The 16,393-nt window shown below is 65.5% G+C and carries 15 protein-coding genes and 1 pseudogene; 4 read left to right on the forward strand and 12 right to left on the reverse strand.

Annotation, left to right across the window (positions count from 1 at the left end):
• Positions 1-45 precede the first annotated feature (45 nt).
• The 4 genes and pseudogenes from ABIE56_RS14665 to ABIE56_RS14680 all read right to left on the reverse strand — a co-directional run bounded on the left by ABIE56_RS14665 (position 46) and on the right by ABIE56_RS14680 (position 3,597).
• Entirely contained in the window at positions 46-273 is a 228-nt protein-coding gene (locus ABIE56_RS14665) for a hypothetical protein (protein ID WP_247429151.1), read from the reverse strand.
• 207 nt (positions 274-480) lie between these two features.
• Positions 481-1,341 (reverse strand): annotated as a pseudogene (gene motB, locus ABIE56_RS14670) (flagellar motor protein MotB); the annotation flags it as partial.
• A 6-nt stretch (positions 1,342-1,347) separates the two neighbouring features.
• Positions 1,348-2,202 (reverse strand): flagellar motor stator protein MotA, encoded by an 855-nt coding sequence (gene motA / locus ABIE56_RS14675; RefSeq protein WP_429244523.1) that lies wholly within the window; start codon positions 2,200-2,202, stop codon positions 1,348-1,350.
• A gap of 81 nt (positions 2,203-2,283) precedes the next feature.
• Positions 2,284-3,597, reverse strand: coding sequence for an ATP-binding protein (locus tag ABIE56_RS14680; RefSeq protein WP_429244524.1), 1,314 nt, complete (start codon positions 3,595-3,597; stop codon positions 2,284-2,286).
• A 120-nt stretch (positions 3,598-3,717) separates the two neighbouring features.
• On the opposite strand from ABIE56_RS14680, the gene ABIE56_RS14685 reads away from it, so the two are divergent.
• Complete coding sequence (locus tag ABIE56_RS14685; RefSeq protein ID WP_429244525.1) at positions 3,718-4,104, forward strand: response regulator; 387 nt, start codon at positions 3,718-3,720, stop codon at positions 4,102-4,104.
• A 24-nt stretch (positions 4,105-4,128) separates the two neighbouring features.
• Here the strand turns inward: ABIE56_RS14685 and ABIE56_RS14690 are convergent, their stop codons facing one another.
• Positions 4,129-4,425, reverse strand: a complete 297-nt coding sequence (locus tag ABIE56_RS14690) for a hypothetical protein (RefSeq protein WP_429244526.1) — start codon at positions 4,423-4,425, stop codon at positions 4,129-4,131.
• Between the two features lie 200 nt (positions 4,426-4,625).
• On the opposite strand from ABIE56_RS14690, the gene ABIE56_RS14695 reads away from it, so the two are divergent.
• A complete protein-coding gene (locus ABIE56_RS14695; protein ID WP_429244527.1) occupies positions 4,626-4,865 on the forward strand; it encodes a hypothetical protein in 240 nt (79 codons plus the stop codon).
• 77 nt (positions 4,866-4,942) lie between these two features.
• Here the strand turns inward: ABIE56_RS14695 and secF are convergent, their stop codons facing one another.
• The 4 genes from secF to tgt all read right to left on the reverse strand — a co-directional run bounded on the left by secF (position 4,943) and on the right by tgt (position 9,475).
• Positions 4,943-5,914 (reverse strand): protein translocase subunit SecF, encoded by a 972-nt coding sequence (gene secF, locus ABIE56_RS14700; RefSeq protein WP_429244528.1) that lies wholly within the window; start codon positions 5,912-5,914, stop codon positions 4,943-4,945.
• 13 nt (positions 5,915-5,927) lie between these two features.
• Entirely contained in the window at positions 5,928-7,802 is a 1,875-nt protein-coding gene (secD, locus tag ABIE56_RS14705; protein WP_429244529.1) for a protein translocase subunit SecD, read from the reverse strand.
• Between the two features lie 60 nt (positions 7,803-7,862).
• On the reverse strand, positions 7,863-8,201 hold the full coding sequence (gene yajC, locus ABIE56_RS14710; RefSeq protein ID WP_429244530.1) for a preprotein translocase subunit YajC: 339 nt from the start codon (positions 8,199-8,201) through the stop codon (positions 7,863-7,865).
• 140 nt (positions 8,202-8,341) lie between these two features.
• Entirely contained in the window at positions 8,342-9,475 is a 1,134-nt protein-coding gene (gene tgt / locus ABIE56_RS14715) for a tRNA guanosine(34) transglycosylase Tgt (protein ID WP_429244531.1), read from the reverse strand.
• Positions 9,476-9,602: 127 nt separating this feature from the next.
• Between tgt and ABIE56_RS14720 the strand changes: the two genes are divergently transcribed.
• Both ABIE56_RS14720 and ABIE56_RS14725 read left to right on the forward strand, forming a co-directional pair.
• Entirely contained in the window at positions 9,603-10,766 is a 1,164-nt protein-coding gene (locus ABIE56_RS14720; protein WP_429244532.1) for a flagellar hook-length control protein FliK, read from the forward strand.
• Positions 10,763-11,026, forward strand: coding sequence for a flagellar biosynthesis protein (locus tag ABIE56_RS14725; protein WP_429244533.1), 264 nt, complete (start codon positions 10,763-10,765; stop codon positions 11,024-11,026). Before ABIE56_RS14720 ends, ABIE56_RS14725 begins: the two co-directional genes overlap by 4 nt.
• 44 nt (positions 11,027-11,070) lie before the next feature.
• On the opposite strand, the gene murD is transcribed toward ABIE56_RS14725, so the two are convergent.
• The 3 genes from murD to ABIE56_RS14740 are packed head-to-tail and all read right to left on the reverse strand — an operon-like array spanning position 11,071 to position 16,317.
• The gene (gene murD, locus ABIE56_RS14730; protein WP_429244534.1) at positions 11,071-12,423 is read right to left on the reverse strand and encodes a UDP-N-acetylmuramoyl-L-alanine--D-glutamate ligase; all 1,353 of its coding nucleotides are present in this window, start codon (positions 12,421-12,423) and stop codon (positions 11,071-11,073) included.
• Positions 12,410-13,759, reverse strand: coding sequence for a UDP-N-acetyl-alpha-D-muramoyl-L-alanyl-L-glutamate epimerase (gene murL, locus ABIE56_RS14735; protein ID WP_429244535.1), 1,350 nt, complete (start codon positions 13,757-13,759; stop codon positions 12,410-12,412). The genes murD and murL overlap by 14 nt, the downstream gene beginning before the upstream one ends.
• Positions 13,756-16,317 carry a bifunctional aspartate kinase/diaminopimelate decarboxylase gene (locus ABIE56_RS14740; RefSeq protein WP_429244583.1) on the reverse strand — a complete coding sequence of 854 codons (2,562 nt, stop codon included), beginning with the start codon at positions 16,315-16,317 and terminating at the stop codon, positions 13,756-13,758. The genes murL and ABIE56_RS14740 overlap by 4 nt, the downstream gene beginning before the upstream one ends.
• Positions 16,318-16,393: the final 76 nt, after the last annotated feature.

Genomic DNA, 16,393 nt, shown 5'->3' on the forward strand with positions numbered 1-16,393 from the left:
GGTAGCTATCCGCTGGGTGCAGGAGCGCGCTTGCGCGCGACGCGTTTACTGGATGGTTTCGGCGGTGATTTCGCGGAGGCGTTCGCGGCCTAGCGCGAAGGCTTCGTTGTAGGCACTGGTGACATCGATGAAATCGACCGTACCCATGCCGGCATCTATTTCTTCGCCGATGTGATCAAGGATGCGATAGCTCGACCGGTAGAACTGCTCGCCTGCTTCGCCGCTGTGCTTTACCGCCCGGCCGACGACTCTGAACTTGCTGTTATTTTCCACGGTGTTCCTCCCCCCTGGGAGTCTCCGATACTGACTGGGTATCGTGACCGTTTCAAGTGACTTCCACTTCAAGGTGACAACCGCGCGCGAAGAACATCGCCCGGCGACTGCCTGGAACCCTGAAGGACGGGTGGATCCTGACAGAAACCGGGCGATGAGAGCGTGAGTGCTTTAGTTGGGCTGACCTGCCATGGCAGTGGCTTCGTTCAACGCGGCCTTGGCGGCTTCGTTCGTCATCACCACGATGCTGATGCGGCGGTTGATGGCCGACGAAGGGTCGTTTTTGTCGAACGGCACCGATGCGGCGAGGCCGACCACGCGCGCCACCTTGTTTGGCTGCATGCCGCCATCGGTGAGCGTACGCCGCGCCGCATTCGCACGATCGGCGGAGAGCTCCCAGTTACCGTACTGGCTATCGGCGCGGATGTACGGCGCGTTGTCGGTGTGCCCGGAAATGCTGATCTGGTTTGGCACCTGGTTGATGAAGCCGGCCAGCTCGTGGAGGATCTGCACGGTATACGGCTTGAGCGCACCACTGCCCGTATCGAACATCGGGCGGTTCTGCTTGTCCACGATCTGGATGCGCAGCCCTTCCGAGGTAATGTCGATCAGCAGCTGATCCTTGTAGGGTGCCATCGCCTGGCTCTGCGCGATCGCTTCCTGCAGATCTTTCATCAGCTGCTCAAGGCGCTTCTTCTCCTGCTCCTTTGCCAGCTTCTCGGCCTCGGCCGCGGTCGCCGGCTTGGCGAACTGCTGCTGGTCACCGGGGCCCTTCGGCAGATCCATGGCGCCACCCAGCTTGATCATGCTGGTGCTCGCACCGCCCGGCCCCATCTTGCCCGAGGGCGCCATGGTGGATTGGCCCTGGGTCATGCTGGGGTTCTTGAAGTACTCGGAAATGGCCGCGCGCTGCTGCTTGGTGCCCGCGCCGACCAGCCACATGACCAGGAAGAACGCCATCATCGCCGTGACGAAGTCGGCGTACGCGACCTTCCACGCGCCGCCGTGGTGGCCATGGCCACCCTTCTTTTTACGGCGAACGATGATGACTTGCTTGAGCTCGGTCATCGCTGCTTACCGGGCGGCCTTCAGGTGGCCTTCCAGATCCTGGAAGCTCGGGCGGCTGGACGAGGTAAGCGACTTGCGGGCGAACTCCACCGCGACCATCGGGTTGTAGCCGCGCAGGTTGGCCAGCAGGCCTACTTTCACGCACTCAAACGCACGGCCATCCGCATTTACACGGGCTTCCATGGCGGCCGAGAGCGGGCCGATGAAGCCGTACGACAGCAAGATACCGAGAAACGTGCCCACGAGAGCGCCAGCGATGTGCTCGCCGATCACGGCGGCATCGCCATCGATGGATTTCATGGTGATCACGATACCCAGCACCGCCGCCACGATGCCGAAGCCCGGCAGGGCATCGGCCATCTTCTGCACGGCCAGGGCCGGCGCGAGGGCTTCGTGGTGGTGGGTCTCAAGCTCCACGTCGAGCAGCGCTTCCAGCTCGTGCGGATCCATGCTGCCGCCCACGATCAGGCGCAGGCAGTCCGTGATGAAGTCGATGAGGTGGTGCTCCGCGACCAGGCGCGGGTATGCCGTGAACAGCGAGCTGTTCTCCGGGTTCTCGATGTGTTCTTCCATGGCCAGCTGGCCGTCCTTACGCATCTTCACGAAGATGTCGTAGAGCAGCGACAGCAGGTCCACGTAATCCTGCTTCTTGTATTTCGGGCCCTTGAACAGGCCCAGGGCATCGCGCGCGGCGCCCTTCACGATATCCATGGAATTGGCGCTGATAAACGCACCCACGGCCGCGCCGAAGATGATCAGCAGCTCGTAGGGTTGCCACAGGGCACCGATAGAGCCGTGCGAGAGCACATAGCCGCCCAGCACCGAGACCAGGACGATGATCGAACCGATAATGACCAACATGACTTCACTTCCTCCCAGTCGGGTGACTTATCGGCCGCGGGGGCGCGAAGTTGAGGGTTTCTGTCACGTTTTCTACACGATTCAAACGGCGCTGGTAAGCGCTCCCGCATAGCGTGGGAAAACCAGCCGAATCCGCGTACCGATGCCGGCATCGCTTTCGATCTCGACCCCGCCACCGGCTTGCGCCACGGTGCCGTACACCTGGGCCAGGCCAAGGCCCGAGCCGCCCTGTTTGGTCGTGAAGTACGGCTCAAACAAACGCTCGCGCACCTCATCGGACATACCGCCGCCGGTGTCGGCCACGCATACGAATACCTGGCGCGCAGGGACCGGCTCGCGCCGGGCCTCCGCCATGGCGTCATCGACCAGCCGATCGCCCACCTGCAGCACGATGGTGCCCATATTACCCATGGCGTCACGCGCATTGAGGCACACGTTCATCAGCGCCTGCTCGATGCTGTGCCGGTCCACCCAGATGGGCAGCGCGCCCGGCTGGCGCAGCACTTCGATGCCCACGCGCCCGCCCATGCCATGGCGAGCGAAATCGGCGAAGCTCTCGACCAGGTCACCCAGGTCGATGGGTTCCGGGCGCGAGGGCTGGTTGCGGGCAAAGGCCAGCAGGCGGCGGGTCAGCGCGGTGGCATGGCGTGAGCCCTCCACCGCGTAGGTGAGCATGCGGCGCTGGTGCGGGGTCAGGTCATCGGCTTCGTCCTGGAGCCCCGAAAGGCTGACGATCACCGTCTGCAGCATGTTGTTGAAGTCGTGCGCGATGCCGCTGACCAGTTGACCCACCGCCTGTTGCTTCTGCGCCTGGCTGGCCGATGCCTCAGCCAGTTCGCGGGCACGGCTGGCCATGTCCAGCTGCTCTTTCAGGGTGGACAGGCGGCTCTCGGCATCCTGGCGCGCCCAGTTCTCGCTTTCGAAGCGCTCCAGGAGCGTCCCGTACTGCGTGGTGGCATTCGCCGAGCGGGCCACCGTTTCATTCAGGCGCTCCTGCAGCAGCTCGTTGATGGACTCAAGCGCGGCCTGGAGCTCCACCCGCTCCGTGACATCGCGGCTGATCACGATGAAGTGATCGAGGCTGTCATCAGCCACGACCGGCGCGACCATCACCTCCCACCAGCGCGACGTGCCAAGGGCCGTGCGCCGTGGGCTCACGAAATCCACCCGCTCGCCGGCCGCCGCGCGATCGAGCACGCGCGCCACCATGTCACGGGCCTCGGGCGGCCACAGATCGAGCCAGCGCACCCCCACAAGGCGCTCCACGCCTTCGGGCGCCAGCGACATGCAGCCCAGACCCGCCACAAAGCGGATCACGCCGTCACGATCCAGTTCCTTCATGCAATCGGCGGATGCTTCGACAAATTGCCGGTACCGCCCCTCCCCTTCACTCATCGCCGCTGCCCCTGGCCCGTCGGTTGGCGTTGAACACCACTATGACGCGCCGCGCGGGCGCCTTCTGTCAAGGCGAATCTGTCACGCGGCGAGCACGGTGCAGGGACGACAGTGCCAGCCATGAAGGCCACCTCCGCAACACCTTCCGCTGCGCCGGTGCTGGTCGTTGAAGACGACCGCAACGTCCTCGACATCACGAGCTTCGTCCTGGAGTCGGCCGGCTACCCGGTGCTGACCGCGATGAATGCCGACGAGGCGCTTGCCGTGCTTGCCTCGCATCCTGAGGTCGGCCTGGTCCTCACGGACGTGAACATGCCGGGCCGGATGGACGGCATCGACCTGGTCCACGCGCTTCGGCAGGCGGGCAGCAGAGTGCGCTGCGTCGTGGTGTCGGGTGATGCCATGCACGCAGCCGAGCGGCTCGATGGGGCGGCGCCGTTCCTCGCCAAGCCCTATGACCGGCGGTCGTTGCTGCGTGCGGTGGGGGATGCGTTCGCGCCTGGGTGACCCCGGTCGCGCGCAAGCGCGCTCCTACAACTGCGGCTCGGGCTCGGCCGGGTCGAGCTTGTCGTCGTCGAAGCCGGTTTCGCCTTCGGCGAACACCGGGGCACCGTCCTCTTCCACGCCCATGACCAGGCCCAGCGCCTTTTCGGCCGCCGCGGCGGCACTCGCTTCGTCGCGGAAGCTGCGGTTTTCGTAGACGGCGAAATACGACGGGAAACTGCCGTCCGCCGGGTGGGACGACAGGAGGGCGGTATACCGGGAGCCTTCACGGCTCGCACCGGTACGCAGGGTGAAATTCGGAAACTCGCGTTCTGCCATGGCCATGGGTCTTTGCTGGGCGGGAAAGTCTAGCTTACGCGGGGGCTTGGGGGCGTTCTTGCATGCAACCCCTTACGGCGTCAAGGAATCCGTTCAGGATTACGGCACTTGCCTCGACGATTCTTGTAGGGTATTTCCTACATCAAGCGGCCTCACACAGCATTCACGAGGGCCGTGAAACAGGGGAAAGCAGGGGCAACATCATCATGAACGTCATCACCACCACGGCACCGTCGCGGCGCCTTGCGTGGATCGTCGCAACCGTACTCGCCCTGGCCGGCATTGTTGGCCTGGTATTGGCACCGCGCGTCGCGGCCGCCATCCCGAAAACGGCTATCCAGATGGTCTACGCATGGCTCTGCTGCTCGCTTGTGGGTTCGGCCTACGTCGTCGTTACGCTTGCGAACGATGCCGAAGGTGCCAACGAGGACAGCGAAGATTTCTGATCCCAGGGCTGGGACGTACATCGAAACAAAAAACCCGCCGAAAGGCGGGTTTTTCGTTTCCAGCGGCAGAGCGCCCCTTACGGGCGACGCTCCAGCGCCGGGTCTTCCTTCGAGCGGGGCATCAGGTCCTGCTTGGACACACCCAGCCAGAGCAGGATGGGGCTGGCCACGAAGATCGAGGACAGCGTACCCACCAGGATGCCGATCAGCATGGTGATGGCGAACCCGTGCACGGCCGTGCCGCCGAAGAAGAACAGCGCCGCCATGGTGATACCGGTGAACAGCGAGGTGATGATGGTTCGCGACAGCGTGCTGTTGATCGAACGGTTAAGCACCTCTTCCGGCGTAGCGTTGCGGCTGGAACGGAACAGTTCGCGCACGCGGTCGAACACCACCACCTTATCGTTGATGGAGTAACCGACCACGGCCAGGACCGAGGCCAGCACCGTCAGGTCAAACTCGCGCTGGGTGATCGCGAAGATGCCCAGGGTCACCAGCACGTCGTGCACCTCGGTCGCGAGCGCCGCGATGGCGAAGCGCTTCTCGAAGCGGATCCACAGGTAACCCATGATGCCGACGATGACGAAGATGACCGCGTAGATACCATCGGAGCGGAGTTCCTCACCGACCTGCGGGCCGACGAAGGACTTGCTCTTCATGGTGGCATCGGGCCGCACCGACTTAAGCGCCGTCATGATGTCCGCAGAGACCTTGGTGGCGGCCTCGTCGCCCGAAAGGCCGGTGAGGCCCGCCGAGTCGTGGTCATCCTTCGGCTGCAGGCGCACCGTCACTTCGCGGGTGCCACCCATGGCCTGCACGAGCGAATTTTCCAGGCCTGCCTTGGTCAGGGTCTGGCGCACATCGTTCGTATCGACCGGATTGGCGTAGGCAACCTGGACGGCGACGCCGCCCACGAAATCCTGCCCGTAGTTGAAGCCCTTGGTGACGATCAGGCCGATCGAGCCAAGCATCAGCAGGATGGCGAGGCCAATGCTGTACTTGCGCAGGCCGAGGAAGTTGAAATTGGCGTTGTGGTTGAAAATTTCCATGGCGTATGTCCCCTCAGACCGACAGGGTCTTGAGCTTGCGGCCGCCGTGGATCAGCGCCGTGATGGCATGGGTGACGGTCACCGAAGTGAACATCGAGGTGAGGATACCGATGAACAGCGTGACGCCGAAGCCCTTGATCGGACCCGAGCCCATGGTCATCAGGCCGAGCGCGGCGAGAAGATGGGTCACGTTGGCATCAAGGATGGTGGCCCACGCCTTGTCGTAGCCGGTACGGATGGACGCCAGCGGCGACGAGCCGTTGCGCAGTTCCTCGCGGATGCGTTCGCAGATGAGCACGTTGGCGTCGATCGCCATACCCAGGGTGAGCACGATACCCGCAATGCCAGGCATCGTCAGGGTCACGCCGATCGCGGACATGACCGCCACGAGCAGCACCAGGTTGAAGAACAGGGCGATATCGGCCACCAGGCCGAACAGCTTGTAGTAGATGGCCGACGCGAGCAGCACCAGGCCAAGGCCCAGCATCACCGCCTTGAAGCCCTTGTCGATGTTGTCCGCACCCAGGCTCGGGCCGATCACACTCTCGCTGACGATATCCACCGGCACCGCGAACGAGCCACCGCGGAGCAGCAGCGCCAGCTCGGCGGCTTCGGTATCCGAAGGCAGGCCGTTGGTCTGGAACTGCTTGCCGAACGGGCCGCTGATGTTGGCGTAGTTGATCACCTCTTCGGTGATCTTCGGCGTCTTCACTTCCTTGCCGTCGACCATCTTGGTCTCGAGCGTGCGCGTGATGTAGAGCACCGCCATCGGCTTGCCGACGTTATCGTTGGTGAACTCCTGCATCTTGCGGGCGCCGGACGCATTCAGCGTGACGCTGACGTTCGGGGTGCCGTTCTGCTGATCGCGGCCGGAGGTGGCGGTGACCAGCTCATCGCCGCTGGCGATAACCTTCTTGCTGAGCAGGTACGGGCGGCGATCGCGGCCGAAGTAGAGCTTGGCATCTGGCGGCACGCTGCCCGAGCGGGCGGCTTCCATCGCCTGCTCCGGCGTGTACAGGCCGGCGCGGTACTGCAGCGAGGCCACGGCACCGATGATCTTCTTGGCTTCGGCGGTGTCCTGCACGCCCGCGAGATCGACGATGATCTGGTTGGCGCCCTGCTGCTGGATCAGCGGCTCGGACACGCCGAGCTGGTTCACGCGCTGGCGCAGCGTGGTGACGTTCTGGGTGATGACGCTCTGGCCCAGCTCGCGCAGCTTCTGCGGCTTCACCACTGCGTTCAGTGCAAAGCCATTGCCTGCGGCGGCAGCATCGTTGACGAGCAGATCCGGGTAATCCGAACCGATCAGGCCGGCGGCCTTCTGGCGGTCGGCATCGGTGCGCAGCACGATGTTGACGCCCTGGCCGCGCGCGTTGCGCGTGACCGAGTCGTACTGCACGCCCTTGTCGTGCAGCAGCGAGCGGATGTCGTCGGTGTAGCGGGTTTCCTGCGAATCGATCATCGCGTTCTGGTCCACTTCCATGAGGAAGTGCACACCACCCTGCAGGTCGAGACCCAGCGGCATGGAGTTGGCGTTGATCGAGCGCAGCCACGACGGCACGGTGGAGGCGAGGTTCAACGCCACCGTGTAGTTATCGCCCAGGCCCACGCGCAGCGCGTCGGAAGCCTTGGCCTGCTGATCGGCATTGCCGAAGCGGGCCAGGAGGCGGCCGTCCTTTTCATTCACATCGACGGCGACAGCCGGCACCTTGGCGGTGGCCAGCAGCCCTTCGACCTTGCTCTTCAGTGACGCGTCGACCGCCGCACCGCGGTTGCCCGAGATCTGCACCGCCGGCTGGGGCGGGAAGACGTTCGGCAGCGCGTACACGATGCCGACCAGCAACACGATTACAACCAGCGCGTACTTCCAGCGTGGAAAATCACTCATGCCTTACATTCCATGGGTGCGACCGCCCGGCGGCCGCGGCTGACGCGTCTGAGAGAAAACTCAGTTCTTCTTGAGGCTGCCCTTCGGCAGCACCTGGGTGACAGCACCCTTCTGCATCTGGACGACGACGCCCGGGGCGATCTCGACCTTGACGAAGGCATCGCCCACTTCTTCGATGCGACCGGCCAGGCCGCCGTTCATCACCACCTCATCACCCTTGGAGAGGGCGGCCAGGAGGGCACGGTGCTCCTTCTGACGCTTCATCTGCGGGCGGATCATCATGAAATAGAAGATGCCGAACAGCACCGCCATCATGATGAGCGGAGAAAGGCCAAACGCGCCCTGCGGGGCGGCGGCCGGGGCGGCCTGGGCAATGGCGGCGTACGTCATGGGGCTCATCGGATTTCTCGCAAGTCATGGAACGGCCAAGAAAAAGCGGCCGCTCACGTAAAAAGATTGTGGATTATGCCACGCCCCCCGGCGGCGGTGTACCGCGCCAGCACAAGGCTTTGGGGGCGCGGCGGGCCCCCCGCAAGGCCTTACTGGCCGTCAACCTCGGCCTTGCGGCGCGCCGCGTAGAACGCCGTCACGAAATCCTCCAGCGTGCCGGCCTCGATGGCGCCGCGCAGGCCGGCCATCAGGCGCTGGTAGTGCCGGAGGTTGTGCATGGTGGCCAGCTGGCTGCCCAGGATCTCGTTGCAGCGGTCCAGGTGGCGCAGGTAGGCGCGACTAAACCCGTTGGCACAGGCGTAGCAGTCGCAACCCTCCTCGATCACGCGCGTATCGGCGGCGAACTTCGCGTTACGGATCCGCAACGTGCCTTCGGCGGTAAACAGGAAGCCGTTGCGCGCGTTGCGGGTGGGCATCACGCAATCGAACATGTCGATACCGCGGCGTACCGCCTCGACAATGTCCTCGGGCCGACCCACGCCCATGAGGTACCGCGGGCGATCCTTCGGCAGCAGCGGCAGGGTGAAGTCCAGCGTGTGATTGCGCTCGGCTTCGGGCTCGCCGACGGCCAGGCCGCCCACGGCGTAGCCATCGAAACCGATTTCCACAAGCTGCTCGACCGAACGGCGGCGCAGGTTCTCGAATGTGCTGCCCTGGACGATGCCGAACAGGTTGTTCGGGTTCTTCAGGTCGTTGAACGCACGGCGGGAGCGCTCGGCCCAGCGCAGGCTGAGCTCCATCGAGTCCGAGGCCACCTTCTCCGTGGCCGGATACGGCGTGCACTCATCGAAGATCATGGCCACGTCGGAATCCAGCACCGTCTGGATCTTCATGGAGACTTCGGGCGACAGGAACACCCTGGAGCCATCCACCGGGGAGGCGAACGTGACGCCTTCTTCGGTGATCTTGCGCTTATGCGCCAGCGAAAAGACCTGAAAGCCGCCGGAATCGGTCAGGATAGGCTTATCCCAGCCGATGAATTTATGCAGGCCACCGAACTCGCCGACGATATCCAGGCCGGGGCGTAGGAAAAGATGAAACGTGTTGCCCAGGATGATCTCGGCACCGGTATCACGGACGTCGCGAGGGGTCATGGCTTTGACGGAGCCATACGTGCCCACGGGCATGAACGCCGGGGTCTCTACGGTGCCCCGGCCAAAGCGCAGTCGGCCGCGCCGCGCCGCGCCATCGGTGGCGAGGAGTTCGAAAGGGAGGTTACTCATCCGCCCATTCTAACCCGTACGGCCTGGCCACCCGTCACCTAAAGGTTCCAGAGAATCAGCCGATTCTTACGAGCACACAGGAGCGCATCCACCACGGATAACGCCCAGGCCCCCGGAGGACCTGCCCTTGATCATCCAGCCGACCAGCCTCGCCGCCCAGCTTTGGGCCGGTGCGGCCGCGGGTACCACAGCGGCCACCACCCAATCCTGGGCGGTGGGCACGCTGCTTGCCGCCCGCCTGCTCGGCCAGACCGATGTCGGCAAGGTGCTGCTGGATATCGGCGGCATGGCCGTGGAGGCCGATGCGGCCGGCACATCCCTGCCCCAGCAGTTCCAGGTGCGCGTGATGACCCAGGGCCCCCAGCCACAGCTGGAGATCGTGGTTGGGAATACGGATGAACGCATCGCCATGCAAGGCCTGCGCGAGCGCCTGCCACAGCAGAACGGCTATTCCCAGTTGCTCAGCGTGCTCTCTGCGCTGGCCCGTCGCCCGGTAGCGCGCGTGCTGCCTGAGCCGCTGCGCACCGCATTGGCCACCCTCGAAGCCTCCATCAGCAAGCCCGAGGACCTTGGCACACCCGAGGGGATGAAGCAGGCCATCGCCAAGAGCGGCGCCTTCCTCGAGGCGCACCTGGCCGAACCGCATGACGAGGCGCCCGCGGCCGACGACTTCAAGGCGGCGCTACTCAACCTGCGCCGCGCCCTGACCGATATTCCGCAGACCCGGCAGGCCATGATCCAGGCGCCGTCGCGCCAGTTCACCGATACGCCACCGCCGCTCGCCCAGCGCGCGCTCGTGGCCCAGCCGCGCGCCGAGGAATTGCTGGCGGATGAAGAAACCGCGGATGGCCTGGTCTCGCACCTGCGTACCGATGTGCGCGCTGCGCTCTCGCGCGTGGAGATCGGCCAGCTTGAATCGCAGCCGCATGCGGGCCTGTGGATGGTCGAGATACCCCTGACGGGCGTACGCGGCTATGACGTGCTGCAGCTCCGCATCGAAGAAGGCAAGCCTTCGCAGGGCGAGCCCGAGGGCATGTGGACGGTCGGCTTCGCCATCGATCCGCCGACGCTTGGCGCCGTGCAGGGTGAAGTGCAGCTACGTGGTACGCGTGTCGCGGTACGCCTGTGGGCGCAATACCCCGAGACCGTGGCCCGCCTGGAGAACGAATTCACCACGCTGCGCCGCGTGCTCGAGAAGAGCAAGCTGCAGCTTGATCATTTTGCCTGCATGCACGGCCTGCCCGTGCCGACGAGCGCGTATAGCGCCGTCCTGCTCGAAGCACGCGCATGACCCAGTCGCTCCCTTCACCGCGCCGCAGCGTCACGCTGCGGATGGCCACCCCTACCAGCAACGGCAACACCCAACGCATCGATGCCGATGGGGTGAAGGCGTTGCTCGAACGTGCGCAGGCCTTGGGTCTGGCGCCGCACCTGGATCCGCAGATCGCGACGCTATTGGCGGCCGTGCGCTTGCGCGAGGATGTGCCCTCGGAGCTGTACGCCGCGCTGGCAGCCGTGGTCGGTACGCTGTTGAACGCTACGCACGATTAACGGTCCGCTTCCCCGCTTCGTTGGCTGATCGCGCGCAAGCGCGATTACGAGATGCCCAGACCCTGGATGCTCGCGGCTCTCGCTTCAAAGCCCGCCATTTCTGCGAAGCGCTTTCCGCGGTCGGCGTAATCCTTGAACTGATCGAAGCTCGGTGCACCGGGTGAGAGCACAACGGTGCCGCGACCTTGCAACGCACTGCGTGCGGCACCGATGGCCGCCGCGAGGTCCGTGGCGCGGAAGACGTTCGGCACGCCCGCCGCGTCGAGCGCGTCGGCGATACGCGGCCCGTTCTTGCCCTGGCAGATGATCGCGTCCGGGGCGTGCTGGCGCATGGCCTGCACGAACACCGACCAATCCAGTCCGCGGTCGTGGCCGCCCACGATCAACGCGACATGCGCGTCGTGCACGCTTTCCAGCGCGGCCAGGCTCGCCAGCGGCGTGGTGCTGATCGAATCGTTGATCCAGCGCAGGCCATCGCGTTCGCCCAGCGGTTGCAGGCGGTGCGGCAACGGCAGGAACGTGGCCAATGCGGGCGCGGCCTTGCGCGCATCCAGCCCCATTAACTCCAGCGCGGCCAGCGCGGCGCACGCGTTGATCGCGTTGTGCAGGCCCGGGGCAGCGACGCGGTCCGCAGCGATCACGTTCTCGTCGCCACGACGGATCCACCCATCGGCCACGTGCCAGTCGCTGGCGCCGCCGAAGGTGTGCAACCCGGGATGATCGGCCGCGCGTTCGAGCAACGCAGGCTGCATGCCGTTCACCAGCACCCGCGCTGAGGCGGCGAGCAGCTTCAGCTTGTCTTCCACGTAGCGTTCGCGCGAGCCATGCCAGTCGAGATGCTCTTCGTAAAGGCTGGTAACCACACCCAGATCCACACCTATCGCCTCACCGGTCTGGAAACTCGAAAGCTCGATCACCCAGAGATCGGCGGCGCCGTCATCCAGTTCCAGCAAGGGCAAGCCAATATTGCCGGCCAGCGCCGTGCGCACGCCAAGCGAGCGGGCGAGATGGGCGATGAGCGCCGACGTGGTGCTCTTGCCCTTGGTACCCGTGACGGCGATGGTGTGCGCGTTCGCGTGCCCGCCAAACCAGAGTGCCGTGCCCGAGGTGAAACGCGTGCCCGCGCCCAGGGCCTCCAGCAATTCCGGCTTGTATGCCGAGATACCCGGCGATTTGATCACGATGTCGTAGCGCGAGAGCGCCTGCGCATCGGGCGGCGTCGCCATGACACCGGCGTGCGGGTACGCCGCGTGAGCCGCTTCAGCCTCGTCAGCGCCTACATACACATCCACTGGCATGCCAGGCAGGCGGCGTGCGAGCGCATCCAGCGCCGCCCGCCCTTCCCGGCCAAACCCCCAGACCGCGATACGCTTGCCCGCAAGATCAGCCCAGCGCATCCAGTGCTCCCAGCAAGCGCGTGGGCACCAGGTGCGAGGCACCCGGCTTCAGCCAGGGCTCGAGCGCCAGCTCCGAGGTATCGAGCTGCGGCAGGATCTCGCGGCGGAAGCGCGCCACCAGGGCGTCTTCCTGCCACTCGGGCCGGGTCGAAAGCGCGTGCAGCGCGGCCCGTGCTTCGGCACCTTCACCCACGCACTCGAACGGCTTGTGGTCGTGGTATTCGAGCAGTGCATCGAATGCCTCGGCCAGGTCGGGATCATCGAGCAGGTTGCGGCCAAAGATCTGCAACAGGCGCGGCTTGGGCATGAACGGTGCCAGCGCCAGGAACACGAAATGGCACTTGGGGCACTGCCCGCACCAGCGATCCGCCGGCTTGGGGCCGAGGATGCGGAAGTTGCGGTTGCAGCTGGAGAACACGTTGAAGTAATCACCGCCCAGCCGCGCGAACGCGCTGGTCACGGCCAGCTCGGACCACGGCCGCAGCAGCGAGCAATAGTCCAGGTCGGCGGCCACGTGCGAGTGCACGTAATCGTGGAAGGTCTTCTCGAAACCGAAGCCCTTGCTCCACTGGTGGTTCACTTCCTGGCCTTCGTATTCCAGCGTGGCCACCGAGGCGGAGCGCTCGTTGGCGAACACGATGGAATCGTAGCCGTAGAGCACCGCCGCCACCACGAGGATGGCCGAGTTGATGGCGGTTACGGGGATGTGCCCGTTCCACGCGCCAAGGCGGTTCAGTTCGAACAGGCCAGGGGCCAGCTCGCGGGAAATATTCAGCGTGGAGAGGCCCGTGCGTGCGGCGCACTCGGCGATGAGCGGTGAATTACCGACCCAGGCCGCGGTGGCATCGGCGCCGATCGATTTCACCGCCTCGACCGCCACGACCGAATCCTTGCCACCACCGATCGGCAACAGCGAGCGCCTGGGCAGGCCGATGGCCGGTGCCGACGCGGGGGCCGCGCCGTTATGCGGGAAACGAATGCGGCTGCGCAGATCGAGCCGGTTGCGGTACGCGAACTCGGCCAGGCCATGCAGGTAAAGCGCGTCGAACATCGACGCGCCCTCCTCATCCAGCGGCTCACCTTCCACCACGATGGAAGGCGGGATGCCGGCCTTGTAGTAGCTGACGCCGGCCACCAGGTGGAGCAAGCGCAACGCCGCCGCGAAGGCCGCCTCGCGCCCCGCCGGCACCGCCGGCGCGCCCGGGAAGGTGATCCGCTCCACCAGTTCCTGGCCATCATCGAACGCATAGGCCAGCTCGGCCACGCCATCGGCATAGCCATGGCGGACAAAGCGGAAGCGCTGGCTTTCGCGCGGATCGGCTAGCACGGTGGTCACGGCAGAAGCACCTCGTCGGCCGCATCGCGCAGGTTGTAGCGCGATGCCATCACAGCGCCGTAGGCGCCTCCCTGTGCAATAAGTATCACGTCATCCTCGAACGATTCGGGCAAGCGCCTGTCAGAACCAAGGATATCGCCTGATTCGCAGATCGGGCCCACCACCTGGTACATCGTGGTGGCGGTTTCGCCGAAACGGGACAGGTTGGCGATCTCGTGCCACGCATCGTACAGGGCCGGGCGGATCAGGCTGTTCATGCCGGTATCCAGGCCCAGGTAGCGGATGTTGCTGCCCTTCTCCTTTTCCTGCGTGACCCTGGCCAGCAGCACGCCGGCATCGGCCACGAGGAAACGGCCGGGCTCCATCCATACCTGGAACTGCGGGTACGCCTGGCGCACGGACATCAGCACGCGATCCAGCGCCACCATATCCAGCGCGGTTTCGCCGGGGTGCGACGGCACGCCCAGTCCGCCACCAATGTTCAGCACGGTGATGGTGCCGATGCGCTCGGCCAGTGCCGCGAGCTGCGAGTACACCTCGCCCCAGTGCGCGGCATCGAGGATGCCGGAGCCAAGGTGGGCATGCAGGCCGATCACCCGCGCACCGGCATCGTCGGCCAGGCGCAGGAAGCGATCGACCTGCTCGATGGGGACGCCAAACTTGCTACCGGTACCGCCGGTCTTCACCTTCTGGTGGTGGCCCAGCCCGCGGCCCAGGTCCACGCGCAACACGATGTCGCGGCCCTGGAACAGATCACCCCAGTGCTCGATCGGGTGCAAGGCATCGATCGTGATGGTGGCACGGGTTTCCAGCGCGGTTTCGAAATCGCGGCGCGCGGCGAAGTTGGGCGTGAACAGCAGCGGCGCGCTTTCCGGCACCACGGCAGACACCGCCTCGAGTTCACCCGGCGACACGCACTCGAAAGCGAACCCTTCTTCCGCAAGCACCTTGAGGATGCCCGGGTGCGTGTTCGCCTTCACGGCGTAGTGCGCCCGGTCCACCGCCTGCAGCGATTTCACCTTGCGGGCTTGTGCGCGCACGGTGGGCAGGTGGTAGGCATAGCGGGGCGTCCGCTCCTGTGCCAGCTGCAACAGGCGCGGGCGTTCGCCCTGCCACCATGCCGCGGCGGGCAACGGCGCTTCGCCGCTGCCGTAAAGCGATTGCCACGCAGGGCCGAATACCACGCTGTCATCGGTGCGCAGCGCGCCCGCACCGATCAGCAATTCGTGCAGGCGCGGCAGCATCTCATCCACCACATCCTCGTCCACCACGAAGGTGAGGTTGAGGTTGTTCGACGACTGCGAGATGAGGTGCACGCGCAGCTGGCCAAACTCCGCCAGCACGCCCGAAAGCTTGTGCAGCATGGAGCGCATGCCACGGCCGACCATCGTGATGGCCGCGCACGGCGCAATCACCTTCACCCGGCACACGCGGGCCAGGTCGGCGGCGAGCGCGGCGATAGCGTCGGAATCGAGCAGGTTTTCCGTGGGATCGAGCGATACGGTGACGTTGGTTTCCGCCGAACCGATCAGGTCCACCGACAGGCCGTGGCGTTTGAAGGCATCGAACACATCGGCGAGGAAGCCGACCTGCTGCCACATGCCGACGGATTCCATCGAGATGAGGGTGATGCCCTTGCGTGCGCTGATCGCCTTGATGCTCGGTGCGTGCTCGCGCACCTCCGGGCCAATCACGGTGCCTTCCAGCTCGGGACGGTTGGTGTCCTTCACCAGCAGCGGCACGCGCGGCTCACGCAGTGGCGACAGGCAGCGCGGGTGCAGCACCTTAGCGCCCGTGGAAGCGATTTCCTGGGCTTCTTCGTAGTCCAGCCGCTGCAGCAACCGCGCGCCGGCGACCTGGCGCGGGTTCGCGCTGAACATGCCAGCGACGTCGGTCCAGATCTCCACGCGCGCCGCAGCCAGCAGCGCGCCGAAGTACGCCGCGGACGTATCCGAGCCACCACGACCCAGCAGCACGGTGCGGCCTTCCTCATCGCGGGCAATGAAGCCCTGCGTGATGAAGACATCGCCGCGCGCCGCCAGGGTGGCCGAAAGCACCGGATCCGGATGCGGCTCGACCATGGCCGAGAGCAGACGGGTGCGCTCATTCTGATTCGGCAGGGCCACCGCGTTCAGGCACTCGCGCGCATCCAGCCATGCCGTGGGCAGGCCATTGGCACTGAGGAATGCCGCGCCCAGCGCGCTGGACATCAGCTCGCCGTGCGCCTGTACGGCGGCCTGCCAGGCCAGTTCGCCGAGTTCGGCCGGCCCGGTACCCGCCAGGCCGGCCAGGTCGGCCAGCCGTGCGCCGAGGGTCTCCGGCAGCGCAAGCGACATCTCCCCGAGCAGGGCGTGGTGGCGATCGGCCAGTGCGGAGGCCGCGTCCGAGCGGCGTTTGGGTTCCGTGTGCGTGCAAAGCTGTTTCAGGCCATCCGTAATGCCGGACAGGGCCGAGACCACGATCAGCACGCGCGCGCCTTCGGCGCGGCGGCTGGCGGCCAGCTCGAGGATATTGCGCCAGCGTGCGGCGGTGGCAACGGAGGTGCCGCCGAACTTCATGACGATCCAGGGCGCGTTGGCGGGCAACGGCGCGTTTGCGTTTTCGCTCACGGTTCTCTTTTTGCGGTGGTTGGGG

Source organism: Luteibacter sp. 621 (assembly GCF_050435445.1).
In the GTDB taxonomy this organism is placed as follows: domain Bacteria; phylum Pseudomonadota; class Gammaproteobacteria; order Xanthomonadales; family Rhodanobacteraceae; genus Luteibacter.